Consider the following 19,388-nt stretch of genomic DNA (forward strand, 5'->3'; position numbering starts at 1 on the left):
CAAGTCCTGACCGGCGTGAGGCAAAAAGCTAGCGTAGAAAACGGCAGCACTCCAGATCTATATTGGGCACAATGGCGCCAGGCGAGAGAGACAGCAGCAACTGGACACAGTTCACCACATCGTCAGTCTGAATTTTGTCCTCCGCCATGACACCAGGAAAATCGCGTGTCATATCCGTGTCGACAAAGGCGGGGTTGATGTTGGAGACCTTGATGTTATACGGCAGCAGATCCAGCATCAGTGATTCGGAAAAGCCAAGCAGCGCATGTTTAGAGGCGCTGTAAGCGCCAATGCCGGGCAACGCTCTTCGCGCCGAGTTGCTGATGATATTAAAGATGTAGCCTGCCCGTTTTTTTTTCATGGCAGGCAGCACTGCCTGGATAAGCTGAACCGGCGCAAGAAAATTGATGGCGGTCAGTTCTGCCAACTGCGTAGGCGTGATCGCCTCGGTCCCGCCGTGAAATATTCCCGCGTTATTAATAAATACTTCAATATTAGGTTCGTTCTCGAGCCTTCGGCAGAGTGAAGTCACTTCCTCGCTATCCGACAAGTCCGCTTCGTGCAGTGTGATGCGACATGTCGGAGACAGACTTTCCCATTCGCGCTGTAACCGTTGACCGGCTTCGCGGTTTCGTACTATCGCGATGAGGTCATACTTCCCTTGCCGGATAAAGCGGGTCGCCAGCGTTTTCCCAATCCCGCGCGACGCGCCAGTGATGACAATGGATGAAGTCATGAACGACCTCCGTAGCTGTAACGCTGTATCCAGGATTGCAGTTGAGGAAATGCGGCCAGCAAATCGTCCTGCTGTGCGATGACGGAATCGAAGATCTCCCATCCAGGGAACACGACCTCGCTGACTAACCCGTATTCGGCATCGGCTGAGAGTTCTGTCGATTTCCAGACGCCGCCATCGGCTATCAGTTGCAACGTCTGTCCCTGTTCAATATCAGGACCCAGAATATGCTCTTCGGTCGTGCCGTTAGGGTGGATAAAACGATAAGTTAACGGTCCTCCTGAGTGATAAAAATGCATGATCGGCGATAAATTTTTGTGGAAGTAACCGATAGGACTCTCTTTGGTCAGAAGATAGTAGATGCAGGTCGACAGGTGTCTTAGGCCATCATTGTGTTCCCGGAGGGTCTTTATCCGCTCCTGACTGCGGTACGTCTCATTAAAGTAGCCGCCTTCGTCATGTTTTTTCAGCGACAGCTTTTGAATCAGCATTTTCGTGGTCATAGTGGACATGGCTGTTCTCCTGGTTAGCGCGCATGTAGCTGTCGTGTATTGGTCGAAGCCGCATCTAGCGGATAAGGCATGTCTTTAAATACCTGCTCGTGGTAAGGATGCCACCCGATGGTCTCAGCCAGAGCGCTGCGGAACGGGCGATTGCGCGCCAGGCAGTCAAGGGCATACGAGAATGTGTATTTGGGTTTCCAGTTCAGCAGCCGGACAGCTTTTTGGTTGACGTACACCCGGTCGATACGATCAAACAAGCGCCAGCCCAGCGAGTCATAGATATCGCGATAATGAGGGAACAATAAGCCGACGACCGCGTCCGCATCTTGATTGAGGCGCAGACAGTGCTCTTTGTTGAACGGGGTGCTGCTGCTTAGGATAAACGTGTCGAAGTGAGCCTTGGGCTGGTAGGTGAGGGCTGCGGCCAAATGGGCATTCACCGCATCTTCGATATCCACTCGCCGATATAACAATTCATTGACTTTGGCGTTGTCGTTGCAAAAGGTGTTGCGGACGTCGGGATTATCATCATCTTCATAGAAAAATCGAGAGACTCTGAGTACAACGCAGTTGAGCCGATAATTCCGAGAGAAAATGCGGCAGAGTTCTTCAGCGCCGAGCTTAGTCACTCCGTAGATGTTTTTGCTCAGGATCCGTTCGCTTTCATCGATCCAACTGGCGGGCGAATGGGCTTCCGGTGACAGAGTGTCGCCATACACGCTAGTCGTGCTAGAGAAAATAAATGATTTAACGTGATGGTTTTTGGCGCTTTGTAATAAATTATAAGTCCCTAAAGTATTGGTTTCGATAAATTCGCTGTGGGGGTGAGTCGCAATATGTGGCTTATGGAGTGCCGCAGTATGAAAAACGATGTCTACGTCTTTCATGCACCGGTCAATTAACGATTTATCTGTGATGTCACCGATGATATCGGTATTTTCGGATTGGCGCTTATCAAATCCAATAACGTTAAATCCTCGTTCTTTGCATTTAATTGATAAGGCTGCACCAAGATTTCCGCTACTTCCTGTAATTAAAATATTCATGCTTAACCTCAATTTTATTCTCGATAGATATCTATGAGTGATGTCTTGAAATAAGCAGTATTTCAAGATGGTAAAAATGAAGGCGTAATAAAGAGTTGATGCAGACAAGGGCGCGTGGCCAGCCCTTCTAATGTCAATAAATTTATCTTATGGCTGATTCTTATTTTATGGGTATCAGATTTATCTGAATGAATGCAACGGGATCAATTGCTGGCAAGGCTTCAATAGTGCTTCAAAAGGGGCGTTACCAGCTCTTTGTCTCTGGGTGTGAGGTTAAATGCGGAGAGTGTAAGAATAGGATAAACGTGAGTGGAATTTAAAGGTCTTGTTATCAGCTAATAAATAAAGTTTATGTGAAATAGGTATATTAAATTGATAAAAAATAAAATAACGTTTTCAATTTAAGGAGCGGAGCGGTCGAGTGCTGGGTTCTATTTTTTATTAATATATATTTGCGGATTTCATTCGACCAGTGCGATGGCGTAGTGATTAGGCACCGATATCTCCTTATGTCTTTGTTGCCTTCTACATAACCCATTATATTCACAACACAGTACTTTGGGCCTGAGAATGCCATAAGAAATCATCGGCGGGCGAGGGAATAACTTCGGAGACAGCATGCCCACGATTTATCCGTCTCAAGGACGGTAATCTTACATCTGAACGTGTCAGTGCTGTTTAACGGTATACCGCTCGCGTGAGTTCTGTGGTCAGGGGGGCTTACGCATCACAACTCCCGTGGGGATAAGCGCCAGGATCCCGATGACGCCTGCAATCAGCGCCAGCATAGAAACCCCACTTTGCGAAATGATCACCCCGCCCATTCCGCTTCCGACGCCAATGCCGATATAGATAACAGAGCTATTGAGCGCCAGCACCTGCTGGGACGCCGCGCCTGCGAGTCCCAGCAGCCGGTGTTGAATGGGAACCAGATACATATAGCTGACGATGCCCCATCCTGCGCCGATCGCGAGCGCCGCGACGGCGGACTCCCGCAGCAGGACCAGAGCGATAAGCCCGGCGGTTTGCAGGACGATGACGCTGCTGAGAACGCTGGCGGGGCCGCAACGATCGGTCAACAGCCCTGTGGCGATATTGCCGATCACCGAGCCGATGCCGTAGGCCATCAGCACCAGTGGCAACACCGGCATATCGCCAAGCCGCGTATTGGCCAGTATTACGCTGATGTAGGCGTAAACGATGAACTCCGATGTGACGACCAGCAATGTGACGCAGAACAGCCCCCAAATGGCGGGCGGAAAACGGCGCGATTTCTGGGTGACGCATAAGGTGGTGGGGTCAGGCCGGGAAGCGCGGTGTTCCAACAGGATGAATAGCAGGGCTAGCGCGACAAGGCCGAAGAATACGACGCAGTAAAACGCCCAGCGCCAGTTCAGGGCGTGCGAAATCCAGGTGGTCAGCGGCACGCCCAGCGCCTGCGACATTGTCATGCCGCCGAAGATCAGCGCCAATGCGACGCCTTTGCGTCCCGAAGGCATGCGCTGGGCGGCCAATGTGGTCGCGGTCGGCGTAAACATGGCGGCGCCGTAGGCAGACACAACGCGCCCTGCAATCAGGACGTTGAAGGTTGGACTGAGGGCGCTCAAACCATTGCCCGCGATAAAACACACCAGAGAGAGCAGCAGCACCCGCTGAGGCGGCCACGAGCGGAACCACCAGGCATTGAACGGTGCAAAGGCGGCGTAACAGAATGCGGAAATGGACACCAGCCTGCCGGCCGTTGCGGGAGAGACTGCCAGATCCTTCGCCATTTCGTGCAGCGCGCCGATGACGACGAACGTGTCCAGACCGATGGCGAACGCGCTCAGGGTTAATGCCTGCGGCAGCAGCCGAACGCGCATAGCGTCGCCGGAATGCGCGTGAGAGTCAGGAGACATGCGGCGACGCGTTCAGTTCGGGATACGGCATGGCGATTATCGATCCCCGATAGCGCGGCCGCGGACCGTAAAGCAACCACGTCGTGACCACCTCGCCTAAGGTTTCCAACAGTTCGATACAATCGGGATTCTCGGTAGCGACAAAGGTGTAGGCCAGTCCTGCGTCGTACTCGCCGGTCAGCAGTTTCGCCGCCACCACCGGTTTGGACGTTTCGAGAATAATTTCATTCCAGTCTTCGGGATTGATATAGCCGAGTGTCGGTTCCGGTAGGGCCAAATGGCGCGGGTGTTCGACGTCGCGGCGCTTGAGCAACGCCAGGGGTTGAGTGGGGAAAATAAATGTATCCACGACCGGAAGTCGTTCGCGAAAGCGCTCAGTGACTATATGCACCTGATGATGAGCGCTGCACTGTAGCAGGTAGGCATCGCCATCATCGACGGCCTGCTGGCCTGCGGCGACGAGATCGTCGACCAGGATGATCTCCGCCTCGGTCACGTTCTGGTAACGCAGATAGTTACGGAGGGCATTTTCATGGCAGGTGCCGGTGGGTCCCAGCGTGTAAATACGTATCATATTTCAAGCTTCCCTGTGGTGGCGCAAGGCGTTCAGGCTTTGATTATGGTGTCTTCCAGCCTGCACGCTTCATCAATGATGCGTTCGTAGAGTGCGACCGCAAATTCGGGGTCGAGCCCATGACGGGCTGCCCGCTCTGCACAGCGCTGTTTCACGGCGTCTACCCGTCCCGGTTGCATCATCGGGATATCATGTGTGCGCTTGTATGCGGCGACTTGGGTACACACATCAATACGCCGAGCGATGAGATTGATAATAGCGTCGTCCAGCTCGTTGATTTGGACGCGGAAGGGCTCCAACCCTCAAGCGGACTGGGTTGTTTTACCGGGGGGCGCTGGGCGGCGGGCGCACAAACGCCGTCAGCCAGCGCAAAGGCGCAGTCGGACAGGGCGTTCATGTGGTATCCGCCTTCCTGCACAAAGCAGATGGGCAGATGGGCTGCGGCAAAACGTTCGCCAATCGCGTGGAACACCTCGGGTGAAAGTTGCCAGATACCGTGAGGATCGCCCTCAATGATATCGAAACCGACGCTGACAACCAGCGAACGCGCTCCCGACGAGACGGCGTCTATTACGGCGTCATCCAACGCCGCCAGATAGGCGGCCGCATCGGGGGGCGTTGTAAACCCCGTATAGCGATGCGTCGGGTGGGCTGGCGCGATGGCGTGCTGATAAGGGAAAGTCTCTTCGCTCAAGGCATGCAGACTGTAAAAACGAATATCCGGATGATCAGCCAGTACGTCGCTCGTCCCGTTGCCGACGTGATGATCAATGTCGATAACGCAGACGGGTGACAGGCCCTCGTCAGCCAGCGTCCGTGCGGCGATGGCGGCATTGTTGAGAAAACAATAGCCGCCCAGAAAGGTCCTCCCGGCATGATGACCCGGCGGACGACACAGCGCATAGGTATAGTCCGCGTGGCCTTGCGTCAGACCACGCGCGGCAAGCAGGCTGACCAAGGCTGAAGCCTCCGCGCGGGGATAGCAGAAATTATCCAGCAGCGTGTTATGCATGATGCCCGGTGCGGTATAGCGTTGCGCCAGCGCCCTGGCGTGAGTCGGATCCCGCGGCGGCTCGACGTTGCGCAGTCCATCCAGATAGTCCGGATGATGGAGTTTCGGTAGGAGCGCTGCCAGCGTCCTCTTCGCCGCATGGATCTCCTCAAGAGACGGCGACGCGCAGGAGGTTCCCGGCTGGCGGAGCAGTCCGTCGCAGAGGAGGGCGGTTCGTTCAGACACTTCTTTGGAGGGAACGAAACGGCCGTCTGCCGTACCCAGCATCGCGACCGGCATCGGTTCCGTTTCTGGTACCTGATAAATTCGCATCGTTTTCATCGTCATCCCTGGCGTCTCCTGTAGCGCTGACCGGCGCGGGTGTAGCCCGCAGCTTGGTAAAATCGAGTCAGTTTTTCGAGGGCTGGATAGCCGTCCAGCGGCAACGTAGCTTCTATCATCGGCCATCCGCGAGACTGCGCTTCGCGGTCTATAGCCTCCAACAGCCGTTGGCCCAAACGGGCCGAACGGTATTTGGGATCGACCCATAGCTCCTGCAAAATGCCGTATTCGCTGCTGGCGCGCATCGCGTGCACTCTGGATACGGTCGCCAGTCCGATAATCGCGCGGCTGCCGGGGAGTTCGACGACGTAAGCAAAGCCCAAATCGGGAGCGGCGGTAATGCGAATCGCGGCCTGACGGGCGCCATCGTGGGAAAACTGCGGCCCCGGTCCGCCCAGCTCCCGCAGCAGTTGATATACCGCGTCCGTCATCGCCTGAGCATCGCTTGGTTCAGCCAGACGCAGCTTCGGCTCATCTGCCGGGGAGCCTGCCGCGTCGCTAGATTCACCTGCAATGGTGAAAGGCGCATCAGTCTGGCCGGTGACGGATTCGGCGATAGCGGCGAGCGGTGCCCTGGCTTTCAGCAGAATTTCGTCGAATTCAGCGACAGGATCGGAAAGCGCGACGACGGCGCCGCCGCACCCGACTGAGACGCGATTCGGCGTACAGACGATGGTGCGAATAACGATATTGAGATCCACCTCTCCCGACAGGGAAAGATAGCCAATGGCGCCGGAATAGACGCCGCGCGGGGCTTCTTCCAGCGCGTCAATGATTTCCAGCGTGCGAATCTTCGGCGCACCGGTCATGGACCCGCCGGGAAAACATGAGGCGATACAGCTCAGCGGGGTCTCGTGGGCGCCGAGGCGACCTTGAATGACGCTGACCAGTTGGTGAACGGTTTGATAGCTTTCAATATGCATCAGGCTAGGGACGTTGACGCTGCCGGGTTCGCAGACGCGGCCAAGATCGTTGCGCATCAGGTCAACAATCATTAGGTTTTCGGCGCGACTTTTCTCATCCAGACGTAGCGTTTCCGCAATACGGGCATCGCGAGCGGGATCTTTATCCCGCGGCGCGGTTCCCTTGATGGGTTTAGTCTCAACCATGCCGTCGCGATCGATGCGAAGAAAGCGCTCGGGGGATGAGCAGGCCACCGCCAGTTCACCGAAGCGGAGATACGCCGCGTACGGTGCGGGGTTGCGACGACGCAGCCGGCGGTACAGGTCGAGCGGATCGACATGCACCTGCGCGGAAATGTCATTGGTCAGGCAAACTTCATAGGTTTCCCCCGCCGTGATCTGTTCCAGACAACGCTCGATGTTCGCTATATAGGCGTCCCGGCCCTGGCGAAGCGCGAAGTTCACCGGAGCACTGTCAGCGCCTCCTCCCGCCACGGGCGGAGCGGTCGGTAAAGTATCCAACGTCACTTTCATTTCCCTGGCCCAGATACGCGCCGCGTCCTCTTCCTGCGGGTTGTAAAGGGCGACGACATAAAGATGCTTTTTGACATGATCGAACGCCAGAAAGCGCGTACAAAACAGAAAAGCGGCGTCGGGATAAGGGGATAGAGGAGACGGGACATTGCAGGTCAGGCTTTTTAATTCATAGCCGAAATAGCCGACGTGGCCGCCAAGAAATGGGATGTCGGGTCGCGTTTGTCGTCTGTCGAGCGCGCACGCGGATCGGCTGCGTTCCAGATAGTCGAAAATAGACAGCGTCAGCGAGTCTTCACTGCAAACGGCGGGTCGTCTCACCTGAACCGCCTGCCGGTGGGCATCAAAGAGTGTGACGTTGGCGTCGGGGCCGGAGAGGTCGCCCATAAAAGACCAGCGCGACAGACCGGGGGCCAGGAGACTGCTGTCCAGCCAGAACGCATAGTCGCTGTGGCCGTAGACGTGCACAAAAACGTCCTCGGCGTCGACGGTTAGCGGCAGTGAGTCGCACAGCAGCGCGTAAGCTGTCGGTGAAGTGAACGCGGGGTCGCCGTTGTTAACACTAAACATTCAAGCCGTCCTTGTGTTGAATTGTTTTTGGGGCTGAGGAGAGGCTATGGCGTCGCAAAGAAAGTTGCTGAAGATTTCACGGCCATACTCCGAGCATATGGATTCCGGGTGGAACTGGACGCCCCAGTGAGGAAGGATGCGGTGGCGTAGCGCCATGACGATCCCGTCTTCCGTCTCTGCGATGAGTTCCAGCGCGCTTGGCAAGGCGCTGTCGGCCACCAGAGAGTGGTATCGCGTGACGTCGAAAGTTTCGGGGATGCCTCGGAACAATGGGGTGCCGTAATGATGGACGCGCCGAATGCGGCCGTGCATAGGCTCTGGCGCTGCGATGACGCGGCCGCCGTGATGCAACGTGAGGCATTGGTGACCGAGACAGACGCCGAGCACCGGTACCTCGGCATACGACAGTATGTCCATTGAGCTGCCGACATCTCGTCGCTGATACGGCGTGCCGGGGCCGGGGGAAAGGATGATACGATCATGGGGGATTTTATGAATTTCACGCCAGGAGACGGTGTTTGGCAATACAATAGCCTCTTGCCCATTCACCTCGCCGATCATTTGCGCAATATTAAACGTGAAACTGTCGAAGTTATCGATAATTAGAATGTTTTTCTGATGAAGCATCGAATATTCCTCCATGAAGATAGGAAAGGCTTGCTATCAGTTTGGACAGACTAGCTCCGCGCTGTTTGCCTAAGACGGTCCGTATTAGGTTCGTCTTATTCTAAATGATGGGCTTTAAAAGTGATGTGATGCCAAATTTTTATTCTTGAATAAATCATTCGTGATTTTTACCCATCTCCAGATGGCTTAATTACCTTACCACTTTTGTTTTGTCTTTTTGCATTATTTCTCAACTGTGCTGGAAATAATTTTTTTTGACATGGTATGGGAATCAACAAGCTTCCATTAAAAAGTGTTTTTCCTGTTGATTTTCTTTTAAATTTCTTATTTATAGTTATTTTTTATTATGTAAGGAATGAGGATTTTTCTAGAATATAAGTCAGTTTTATTGTTCGGTATAGATATCCTATGTGTAAAAATAATCCGGAAAACAGAATGTTATTAATTGCTGATAAAAAAGAATAATTATTATGTCTGTATCATTTCTTTCGTCATGGATAGAGATATTCGGTGAGCAGGTTATCGGGAAGGAATATTATAAAAAAGATTAGATAAAACAATGCCCGTCGAGAGCGTTGATTATTCATATTTGGTTTTTTATCGATTAATTTATCTTGCTCAGGGGAGAACACATCGTGATATTAGTCCCCTTTTTTTTCTTAAAAAAAGCTGTTTCTTCTTTATAAAACTGAAAGCGGCATAGTCTCGGAATATGGGTGAATAGGCGGGAGTTAAAATATGCAGCCCAAAGGGCTTACTCATTGAAAATGATTCGATAGTCGATGCTGAGTAAGAAATGGAGGTCTGGCATAAACGAAAAGAGAGATCCCTGTTCGCTGGACGAGTCCAAGCCGGGATAACACGTCAATAAGTCGTTGAGTCATGAGCTGGAGAGCGTGGCTGAAGCCGTTTCAGCGGAGGTATGTCAACCCTCGCAGGGTTGACGCTACACAAAGGCTGCTGGCGCGATAGAGATAGCGCCCGATATTTTCGGGCGTTAATGAACGTTGTCTTGCTGTGCCGTCAGCGATTTTCCAGTCCGGCTTCTTGGCGTTTGGCGCGAATTTCGGCTTCATTGTGGTGAATATAGTCACCCAGTTGCTCTAATCCTGCGCGTACCTTCTGCAATTCGGCGGCGTGCCGGGCCTTTGGCGTCACGGGGTTGGGGTGGGATGCGTCCCACGCCAGCGCCTGCTGAATAGAGGCATACCAGTTTTTGGGCGAGCCTCCGGCCCATTCGTTGATGGTCTGGCCCAGCGTAGCGTTGAGAGAAGCCATTAGCGCAGGCTCGCCGTCTGCCGGAAGGTTGGGGTTCGCCAGCAAATAGTAGCGAAAGCGCAGTTGACCGATGTAGAACCAGGTGACGGCTTTATCTCGGTCACCGGCTTCATAGAGCCGCTGGGCATACTGATAAAGTTCACTGGGATGGGCCTTCGCGAGCTGAGCGTCGGTCTCTGACTCAGCGGCGACGAGTATGGGATTGATCTCAGCGGCGAACGACGGGGGGCAGACACTGGCGGACAGCGCCGTCAAGAACAGTAAGGTGCGAATCCGATTCATGGAAACTCCTGTCAGCGCCGAATCGGCGGGGTAATTGTTATGGGCACGCGTCGGGACCTGACGCGGTAGCAATGCTGACTGAACAGTAGCAGAATTCCGTAAAAGGCACACGAGCGAGCTTCATCAATATCGATGCCCCAACCAATTAGTACCTCGAGTTTGACGCCACGTGACGTCCCGCCGATGAACAGTATGGCGATATTGGCTGCGTCTTGTGATGTCAGCTTGCAGGGCCGTGAGCAGGCGATGATCGACCCCGACAATACCTGCTTAACGCGATTGACGGGTTTCCCATTTATTCTCCGCGATCCTTCGACTCCGCTGGAACCACTGATGGCACCCAGAAGGGAAAACATCAGGTGACGTTATGGCACTCCTTGATCAGCTGAATGAAGTAGTGCAGCTCTTCCTCCTTTCGCTTTAAATAATAAATATGCGACATCTCAGCGGGCTGGTTAAGAAAAAGAGGCCGAGTCGCCAGGGGAATGTTCCGGGAGATTTCAAAGTTCATAAAAGAAGAGCAAGAGAAGGAATAACCTTTCCCGGCAGCGAGATATTCGACGACATGCGAGAAGTCGGGGAAAACATGGACTCTGGCGCGGGTATTTTCCATTCTGCGGTGCTGGATGGTTTTTTCCAGAATAGGGTGAGACAACATCGACGAGTGGGCGACGAGATCTTCATTCACGATCAGGGTCATGACATTTTCATATTTATCAATCACTTTTTGAGCACTAATGAGTGTACAGCTGTTGTTCATGAGCGGAATACAGGCAATACGTTCAAGATTATCCACGTATTTCGGGGAGGAGGAGATGAAGAAGTCGATCTCTTCCGATAACAGCTTGTTTTTGAACTCGGCATAGGAATGTTGCATGCAGAAAAGGTCGATACCTTTCTTGATTGAGTTCGAAAAAATGATTTTATAGAAACTGTCGTTGTAGGTATCCGTACCGATTTTCAGCTCACGAAAAAATTTGGTGTTTTTGGTGATCAGCTTGGTGATATTTTCGAGGTTCTCCCTGACGGGCAGCAGCTGTTGATAAAAGAAATCGCCTTCTTTCGTCAAGTTTATCCCTGAATTGGAACGATTAAATAGCCGGTATCCGAGAGAGTTTTCGAGATCGCCGATACTCTTACTGAGTGCGGGAGGTGTTACATGAATGCGTTCCGCTGCAGCTTTAAATGAGCCTAATTCCGATATGACGATAAAATGCTCAACTTTTTTTGAAAAAATCATATCCCACCTCTGTTGATTCCAGTGAATACAACTTATCTTCCTAATTGATATAAACGAAAATCTGTTCGTATAACCAGAACAGAACTTTTCTGTGTCCAGAGTGAATGAAATAGTGATTCAGTATCATCGGGTGACGAAATTTAGTGTACGTATTTTCCTTGCATTATCATAGGATTAATAGACAGCGTGTTATTGAAGGATTTTATGATCGTGAGAATAATCATGGGGGGTATTTCATCATTCTCAACTTAGTGACAAAAAATAATGCAATATGTACTCTTTCGCTCCGTGCTTAATCTCGATAGCAACATTTTGTGGCGGCATTCGGGAATATCCTGATGTTTTGTTTAGTTAAAAATAATTGTCTTTTATATTCTATACACCACTCTGAATTAATGGGCAAGCGCTGTGGCAGAGCAGGAATCTGCGGTCATACGCCCGAGCAGAATGCACATCGCTGACTTCGTGAGAGCCGCAGCGCCCGTGCTTATGGGGCGATATCGCCTGTCGTAATGCGTGCGCGGCGGCGTGAGTGTCGGCCAGCCAATATCACGGTGGTTTTATATCCGGAGACGTCAGGATGTCGCATTGGCGAAGAGATCGCTTGAGCAGGCGACATGTGTTTTGTCGCGAGAATCTTGCGCTAACACCATTTATTTCGAGAGTCTTATTTTTCGTTATGCGAGATAGTGCGATATTTTCTATTTTTTCAGGATGATATAGATGAAACTCCAGGATAGGTATCTTTATGTCAAGGCGGCAATTTATGGTGATTATTGATGACATTATAAATGGCGTAATAATGATGTTGTTGTTTTCCCAAATAATGTTTATTAATCACAAATGGAGTAAAAATAGGATATGAAATTATCGATAATAGACCGTATCTTCAGCGTTATGGAATTTATTACACTCAGGAACACGCCTTTCTATTTTCAGAAACTGGCGTGGTTTTTTTGAGCATCATGATAAAGGTTCGATGTCTACTATATTTAAATAGCAATGAATAGATATCACTCACAAGAGCATAGTGATCCCTTCAGCGTTCCATATTCGACGATGTCGACTTTCATTTCTGTCCACGTTCCAGCAGAGGAAGACGTCATTGGCTGTTTTCTATTATCCATCATAGCAACGGCATGAATGTGCCTTGGTTTTTTCAGACCTGCCGGTGGACAGGGCTAACACTCAGCGAAAGTATCCCCTTCGTACTGTTCGTTTGTCGGGACGATAGTCAGGTGGCGCGATGCAAGATCATCATCCGCTACCTAAACTGTAGGTCGTTGTATGCAGTAAATAGGGAATGCATTCCGCAGCGAACCGTGTCGTCAGAGAGGCATTGCGCATGCTGAAGCCCCCTCCAGAGGGGCTTGAACGCCTTCACTCATGTGGGCAACGTATCGTCATGGACCTTTCAGCATGTCCAGTGTCCAACATCGACGGCGTCGAGGCGAACGATGGTGAAATGCCGTCAGAATGCATTCCCTCTGGTGACTCAAACACGCAAATCACAGGAGATAGCATGAGCGTTAATACTCATCACGATCGGCGTTTGGCGGACAAAGTTGCCATCATTACGGGGGCGGCGAAAGGTATCGGACGCGCGACGGCTGAACTCTTTGCTTCGCAGGGCGCGCAGCTGATGCTCGCAGACGTGGATGCGGAGGGCGTCAAAGCGCTTGCCGCCCACCTGAGCGAGCAAGGCCATAAAGTCATCGCACAGGCCTGCGACGTACGGCATGAAGATGACATTCGCCGTACGATCGGCGCCACGGTCGCTGAGTTTGGACGAGTTGATATTTTGGTGGCTAATGCCGGCATTATTCCTGAAGCCACTCTGGAAGAGGCGACCGCTGAACTGTGGGACGAAACATTTGCCGTTGATGCGCGCGGCATGTTCCTGTCGGCTAAATATGCTGCCAGCGAGATGGTGAAAGCAGGCAAAGGGGCTATCGTTTTCCTTTCCTCTATTTCCGCTGCGGGCGGACAGCCGGGGCAGGCCGTTTATGGCCCCGCCAAATTTGTGGCGTCAGGCTTGACTAAGCATCTGGCGATAGATCTGGCGGGAAAAGGCATTCGCGTTAACGCCGTCGCGCCGGGCACGATCGATACCCCGGCCGTAGCGGGTCTGACCCAAGAAGGCATTGAAAAAGTGGTGGCGATGCATCCACTGGGACGCATGGGGAAACCCGAAGAGATCGCCTGGGGGATTTTGTTCCTGGCATCGGATGAGGCATCGTTTATCACCGGTGCCGTGCTGCCGATCGATGGCGGTTTCCTCGCACAATAAGAGACCGTGACGCGCTTCTGACGGGTTACCGCCGAGAGACGCCAGCCTCGTTCCCTTTGGGAAGCGAGGCTTTTTTATGCGCGGTTATCGAGAGTGGAGGATATAGAGCTTGTGTAAGGAGCCGCGGAAGGCAAGAGCTTTCTTCTGCCTTCTGCGGCAATGCTGGCGATGAGACAGCGCTGCTTTAGTCTGCGCCCACCCTCGAACGTTGCGTTGCAGGGCGGGACGGCGGGCGTTATTTTCCGCCGCTTTTCACTCGCGTCCAGGCGCGGGTACGAGCGCGGTCAAGCTTGGGTGACTTGTCCATGGTGATAAACAGCCGCGCGCGGACGGCATCCGACGGATAAATACCCGGATTGTTGCGCACCTCGTCGCTCAGCAGCGGCAAAGAAGCTTTATTGGCGCTGGCATAAAACACATGATCGCTGATTTTGGCAATGACGTCCGGGCGCATGAGGTAGTTAAGGAACTGATAGGCTTCGTCCACATGTTTCGCGTCCGCTGGGATAGCGAAAGTATCAAACGTGACCTGTGCACCTTCCTTCGGAATGCTGTAGCGAATATTCACGCCGTTCTTCGCTTCTTCTGCGCGCTGCGCTGCCTGCAAAACATCGCCAGACCAGCCGATAGCGACGCAGATATCGCCGTTAGCCAGATCGTTGATGTACTGCGACGAGTGGAAATAGCGGATGAAGGGACGGAGTTTAAGCAGGAGATCGGCCGCGCTTTGGCTATAATCATTTACATTGTCGCTGTTGGGATTTTTGCCCTGATAATTCAGCACGGCGGCGAAAACATCCTCCGGCGCATCCAGGAACGACACTCCACAACTTCTTAATTTTTCCAGGTTTTCCGGTTTAAATACCAGATCCCAGCTGTCTACCGGGGCATCTGCACCTAACACGGCTTTCACTTTATCGACGTTATAACCGATCCCGGTGGTGTTCCACAGATAGGGGACGGCGTATTGATTGCCCGGATCGTGTTGCGCGACCAACTTCATCAGATCGGGATCGAGATTTTTCGCATTCGGTAATCGACTCCAGTCCAACGGGCGAAATACGCCTGCGGTGCGAAGACGCGCCATAAAACTGTCCGAAGGCACGACCAGATCAAAGCCGGTGCTGCCCGCCATCAACTTACTTTCCAGCACTTCGTTGGCGTCGAACACGTCATAGATCACCTTGATACCGCTCTCTTTTTGGAAATTTTCCAGCGTATCCGGGGCGATATAATCAGACCAGTTGTAAATATGCAGGATCTTTTCTTGCGCGGACGCGATAGCGGAAACGGCTATCAGCAAGCTCGCAACCGTTTTAGAAAACCTTTTCATATAAAGGGTGAACATCCGTTGCTTCCTCCTATTGGGAGCGAATGAAACATTGACGAGCAGGATCGGAATTTTTTAACGTTGCACGACGACGGTTTGTAGGGTTTGGGCAATCAGGCCCCTTAAATACCAAGGGCGCGAGTGTCGTTTATTTTACCATAAGTAATTGTTTTAATTAATTATTTATAAGGTATTTCGTCAATAATGGAAAATAGGAAAAACAAATATCAGAGGGTGCGTTACGCCGTTACGCCTGATCCTTGAGATACCAACCCCACGGTTCTTCACTGACATATTCCGTAATCTGTTTCGTTTCCAGATAGTTGTCGAAACCCCAACGGCCGAGCTCACGTCCAATCCCGCTTTGTTGGTAACCGCCCCAGGGCGCCTGCGTGAATGTGGGCTGCGAACAGTTCACCCAAACAATGCCCGCGCGTAACGCCCGACTGACCCGTCGGCAGCGTTCTGCCTCTGTCGACATCACCGCCGCGGCGAGTCCGAAACGGCTGTCATTTGCTTGTTTCACCGCGTCTTCTTCATCGCGAAAGCGCCGAACGGCCAGTACCGGGCCGAAAATTTCTTCCGTCCACAGCGCGCTTTCCAGCGGAGTGTCTACAAAAATGGCGGGTTCAATAAACCAGCCCTGCGTCAGATGAGCGGGCCGTTCACCGCCGCAGACCAGACGCGCGCCTTCCCGTTTACCAAGTTCTATCGCCTGTCGCACTTTCTGGTACTGTTCGCCGCTGACCAGCGGGCCGAGCTGTACGCCTTCCTGCAGACCGTCACCGATACGGATGTTTCGCGTAGCGTCGATTAATCGCTCGATCAAACGTTCGTAGAGGCCTTCCTGCACCAACAGGCGCGAGGTCGCGGAACAGACCTGTCCCTGATTCCAGAAAATACCGAACAAAATCCACTCGACGGCGGCTTCGATATCGGCATCATCGAATACGATAAACGCCGATTTCCCGCCCAATTCCAGACTGACGTTTTTGATGTCCTGCGCGGCCGCCTGCATAATCGCACTGCCCGTCGGCACGCTGCCGGTGAAGGCCAGTTTGTCTACGCCCGGATGATGGGATAGGGGCGCGCCCGCTTCGCCGCCCAGACCGGTGACGACGTTGAGGACGCCGGCCGGCAACCCAGCCGCGTCAGCGATGGCGGCGAGTTCCAGCGCACCCAATGGCGTCAGCTCAGAAGGTTTGAGCACGGCAGTACAGCCCGCGGCCAGCGCCGGAGCGACTTTCCAGGCCGCCATCAGCAGGGGGTAATTCCAGGGGATGATCAGACCGGCGACGCCCAGCGGCTCGCGCACCACACGGCAGGTGAAACGGGGGTCTGGCAGGGGAATGATCTGTTCCTCGTCATCCAGTTCCTCGGCCAGTGAGGCGTAGTACTCGAAGCACCCGACGGCATCCTCGATATCCCACACGGCTTCCGCCAATGGTTTGCCGTTGTCTTTGACTTCCAGCTCGGCCAGTTCATGTTGACGTTGACGCAAGAGGTCCGCCATAGCGCGGAGGTAACCCGCGCGTTCTTTTCCGCTCATCCGCGGCCAGGGACCGTCATCAAAGGCGCGTCTGGCGGCGGTTACCGCCTTTTCGATATCGTCAGGCCCGGCAGCGGCAACCGTGCAGATGTGCGCTTCGGTCGAGGGATTAACGACCGCAAGACGGCCGCTTTGTATTGCCGGTTGCCATTGGCCATCGATGTAAAGCTGGTCATGCATCATGTTTGTCTCCCTGATGATGGTGAAGGTTCCGGTCAGCGGTAAAAGCCTCAGTCAGTCGCCATGGGGCGATGTTGCCCGTTGCGGCGAACGGCAGAAAATGACACGAACGCGTGGTGAGCGGCCGATGATAGGCGTGACGTCAATCCGCGTTTTCTGCGATTCTCTGCTGCAAATAGGATTTGGGTGACAGTCCGGTCTCCTCTCTAAAGCAGCGATAGAAGGTCGAGAGGGAGTGGAATCCGGCCGCTTTAGCGTCATCGTCGATGCGTTTGGAGGTATGTTTACCGTCATCCCATTGGGTTAACACATGACGAAGACGGAGCCGGTTAAGGTATTGGTAAAAACTGCATCCCATTACGTGATTGAGGAAAAACGAGATCTGATTGCGGGTGTAACCCGTGGCGGCGGCGACCTGAACCAGACTCAGTTCCGCATTCAAATGGGGGCGGTGCTGCGCGAAATATTGCTGGATGTCGTCGGCCATAATACTTAGCTGTCGGGCGGACAAGCCCAGCCGTTGCGAGGCCGCGCGGTGGTTCTGGTCGCTCGGCGAGTTTTTCCCTTGCGGTTGTGAAAGCAGCGAGGCGTATTCGTTGACGCGAATAATCACGCCGTCGCAGACCGTGACCACCTCACAACAGCAGATGATGGCTTGGCTATCGCTGCCGCTGAGCGGGGTCTGATATTGCAGGGTTGCCGTATCGCCATCGACACGCAGGCGGTCAGTATAATGAAGCGTATCCTCCGTCGTCGTCGACAGACAGGCGCTTAGGTAGTCGCGGAGCGCCTCGGGGGCGATGCGACATCCTTGAAAAAAGTCGTTGTACTCTACGGTGGGTGAGTAGAGGGCGAGAAGCCCGTCGAGGTCGCGTTGCCACCAGGCTTCGTAATAACGCATCATCACCTGCTGCGTGTGATGATTCGCCGTTTCGGGGGAATAGGGGGTCGTGCTTAATCGTTCAGGGGTGCGTATGCCATCATCCATAATTAATCCCATTGTAGATTCTTTCATTGAGAACCTAACCGATTTTAGAAAAAAACGCCGCCGTTTTTTGACATCTTTCAGGTGCCGTCAGGAGTCGAAGCCAATACCCAGAGCATCGAAGGTTTTCAGCAGCATATTGCGATGCCCATCCCGGTCCTCGCGGGCCAAAGAGTGAATTGCCGCCTGTACGCCGGCGAAACGCAGCGGTTCTGGTGGAAAGTGGATCGGGGCTCGGGAGAGCATGCGCAATTCGGTGCGCGGTGTTTTTTCTCCCGCGAGCTGGTCCAGCATATTCAGTGCGGCGAAACGACAGGCGGAGACGCCGAGTCCGGTATAGCCCAAGGCATAGGCAATCTTGCCGTCGGCTTCACAGCCCGTAAACATCGTCGTGCGTGCGGACGTATCGATGATCCCGCCCCAGGCGTGGCTGAAGCCGATGTCTTGAATGGCAGGGAAAACGTCGCGGAACTGTTCGGCCAGGCGGTTAAACGTTTCGGGACGTTGGGTCAGCGACTCGTCGCGGCGGCTGCCATAGTGGTAGATTGCGTCATATCCGCCCCACAGAATGCGGTTGTCCGCCGTTTTACGGAAATAGTGAAACTTATTGCCGCTGTCGGAGATGCCGTAACGTCCCGTCCAGCCGATATCGGCTAACTGTGCGTCGCTCAATGGATGCGTCACCAGCACGTAGTCGTAGACAGGGATGACCGTCGAAGCCAGATGGCGCAGCAACGGCACGGCAATGTTCGTGGCGAGTACGACCTGTTTGGCCAGCACTTCTCCTGAAGCCGTCCGCAACCGGACGTCTCCGCCGTGTTGCGTCAACGCGTTCACCTCGCTGTTTTCATATAGTTCGATGCCTTGTGACAGACAAACCCGTCGTAATTCACTGACCATTTTGGCGGGGTTGACCATGGCGTAGTTCGTTTCGAACAGGCCCGCTGTGTAGCGGGGGGAGTTCAGCTTCTCGGCCAGACTGTCGCCTTCCAGCCATTCGCACTCCAGGCCGAAGCGCTGATAATCCTGCTGCATCGAGCGTAGCCCTTCGATTTGCCAGGGCTGGCTCGCCAGATTTAATTGACCGGACAGCTCGAACTCGATTTCCATCCCAAACTCATGGAGGTCCGCTTCCAACTCTTCCAGATTGGTTTTACCCAACTCGATAAGTTTGTTTGCTTCTTTGGGCCAGCGATTGAGCGCGATGGACACCCCGTGGGAGATGCTTGGCGAGCAGAAACCGCCGTTGCGGCTGCTGGCTTCTGAGCCACAGCGTCTGGCTTCGATAATGACGATCTTTTTCTCGGGCCATTTGCGACGGGCCAACAACGCCGTCCACAGACCGGTATAGCCGCCGCCGACGATAGCAAGATCGCAGGAAACACTGTCTTGCAGCGAGGGCGCGGGCATCCCGGCGGTAAGGGTGTCCAGCCAGAACGGATAAGATTTTACGTCAGCAAATGCTTCTGGATTTGAATAGGTGGTCATGGGGGGCTCCTGAAACACAACGATTCTTTGTCTCTTTTGAGCT

General features: G+C 53.3%; 16 protein-coding genes. 1 reads left to right on the forward strand and 15 read right to left on the reverse strand.

Annotated elements, in window-relative coordinates; all coding sequences use genetic code 11:
- Positions 1-28 precede the first annotated feature (28 nt).
- From CKQ53_RS12695 to CKQ53_RS12750, 11 genes are all read right to left on the reverse strand, one after another.
- The gene (locus CKQ53_RS12695; protein ID WP_162896358.1) at positions 29-736 is read right to left on the reverse strand and encodes an SDR family NAD(P)-dependent oxidoreductase; all 708 of its coding nucleotides are present in this window, start codon (positions 734-736) and stop codon (positions 29-31) included.
- The gene (locus tag CKQ53_RS12700) at positions 733-1,248 is read right to left on the reverse strand and encodes a cupin domain-containing protein (RefSeq protein ID WP_208640006.1); all 516 of its coding nucleotides are present in this window, start codon (positions 1,246-1,248) and stop codon (positions 733-735) included. Before CKQ53_RS12700 ends, CKQ53_RS12695 begins: the two co-directional genes overlap by 4 nt.
- Positions 1,249-1,262: 14 nt before the next feature.
- Positions 1,263-2,285, reverse strand: coding sequence for an NAD-dependent epimerase/dehydratase family protein (locus tag CKQ53_RS12705; protein WP_094118002.1), 1,023 nt, complete (start codon positions 2,283-2,285; stop codon positions 1,263-1,265).
- 710 nt (positions 2,286-2,995) lie between these two features.
- Entirely contained in the window at positions 2,996-4,183 is a 1,188-nt protein-coding gene (locus tag CKQ53_RS12710) for an MFS transporter (protein ID WP_208640007.1), read from the reverse strand.
- Positions 4,173-4,757 (reverse strand): type 2 periplasmic-binding domain-containing protein, encoded by a 585-nt coding sequence (locus CKQ53_RS12715; protein WP_094118003.1) that lies wholly within the window; start codon positions 4,755-4,757, stop codon positions 4,173-4,175. The genes CKQ53_RS12710 and CKQ53_RS12715 overlap by 11 nt, the downstream gene beginning before the upstream one ends.
- Positions 4,758-4,789: 32 nt before the next feature.
- Complete coding sequence (locus tag CKQ53_RS18780; RefSeq protein WP_244201048.1) at positions 4,790-5,035, reverse strand: chorismate mutase; 246 nt, start codon at positions 5,033-5,035, stop codon at positions 4,790-4,792.
- Entirely contained in the window at positions 4,936-6,096 is a 1,161-nt protein-coding gene (locus CKQ53_RS18585; protein WP_094118005.1) for an arginase family protein, read from the reverse strand. Before CKQ53_RS18585 ends, CKQ53_RS18780 begins: the two co-directional genes overlap by 100 nt.
- Positions 6,093-8,096, reverse strand: coding sequence for an aminodeoxychorismate synthase component I (pabB, locus tag CKQ53_RS12735; protein WP_208640008.1), 2,004 nt, complete (start codon positions 8,094-8,096; stop codon positions 6,093-6,095). Before pabB ends, CKQ53_RS18585 begins: the two co-directional genes overlap by 4 nt.
- Positions 8,097-8,723 (reverse strand): anthranilate synthase component II, encoded by a 627-nt coding sequence (locus tag CKQ53_RS18590; protein ID WP_176223463.1) that lies wholly within the window; start codon positions 8,721-8,723, stop codon positions 8,097-8,099. It abuts the gene before it with no gap.
- Between the two features lie 1,023 nt (positions 8,724-9,746).
- On the reverse strand, positions 9,747-10,283 hold the full coding sequence (locus CKQ53_RS12740) for a hypothetical protein (protein WP_094118008.1): 537 nt from the start codon (positions 10,281-10,283) through the stop codon (positions 9,747-9,749).
- A gap of 355 nt (positions 10,284-10,638) precedes the next feature.
- Complete coding sequence (locus CKQ53_RS12750) at positions 10,639-11,523, reverse strand: LysR family transcriptional regulator (protein WP_085652816.1); 885 nt, start codon at positions 11,521-11,523, stop codon at positions 10,639-10,641.
- 1,522 nt (positions 11,524-13,045) lie between these two features.
- Here CKQ53_RS12750 and CKQ53_RS12755 point away from each other — a divergent pair.
- Positions 13,046-13,813, forward strand: a complete 768-nt coding sequence (locus CKQ53_RS12755; RefSeq protein WP_094118010.1) for an SDR family NAD(P)-dependent oxidoreductase — start codon at positions 13,046-13,048, stop codon at positions 13,811-13,813.
- A 235-nt stretch (positions 13,814-14,048) separates the two neighbouring features.
- Here the strand turns inward: CKQ53_RS12755 and potF are convergent, their stop codons facing one another.
- The 4 genes from potF to CKQ53_RS12775 form a co-directional block, all read right to left on the reverse strand.
- Positions 14,049-15,161 carry a spermidine/putrescine ABC transporter substrate-binding protein PotF gene (potF, locus tag CKQ53_RS12760; RefSeq protein WP_085652818.1) on the reverse strand — a complete coding sequence of 371 codons (1,113 nt, stop codon included), beginning with the start codon at positions 15,159-15,161 and terminating at the stop codon, positions 14,049-14,051.
- A gap of 229 nt (positions 15,162-15,390) precedes the next feature.
- Complete coding sequence (locus tag CKQ53_RS12765) at positions 15,391-16,875, reverse strand: aldehyde dehydrogenase family protein (protein ID WP_208640009.1); 1,485 nt, start codon at positions 16,873-16,875, stop codon at positions 15,391-15,393.
- Positions 16,876-17,014: 139 nt separating this feature from the next.
- Positions 17,015-17,887, reverse strand: a complete 873-nt coding sequence (locus CKQ53_RS12770; RefSeq protein WP_208640010.1) for a helix-turn-helix domain-containing protein — start codon at positions 17,885-17,887, stop codon at positions 17,015-17,017.
- A gap of 60 nt (positions 17,888-17,947) precedes the next feature.
- Complete coding sequence (locus tag CKQ53_RS12775; RefSeq protein WP_094118011.1) at positions 17,948-19,345, reverse strand: NAD(P)/FAD-dependent oxidoreductase; 1,398 nt, start codon at positions 19,343-19,345, stop codon at positions 17,948-17,950.
- Positions 19,346-19,388 lie beyond the last annotated feature (43 nt).

The sequence above is a fragment of the Lonsdalea britannica genome (assembly GCF_003515985.1).
In the GTDB taxonomy this organism is placed as follows: domain Bacteria; phylum Pseudomonadota; class Gammaproteobacteria; order Enterobacterales; family Enterobacteriaceae; genus Lonsdalea; species Lonsdalea britannica.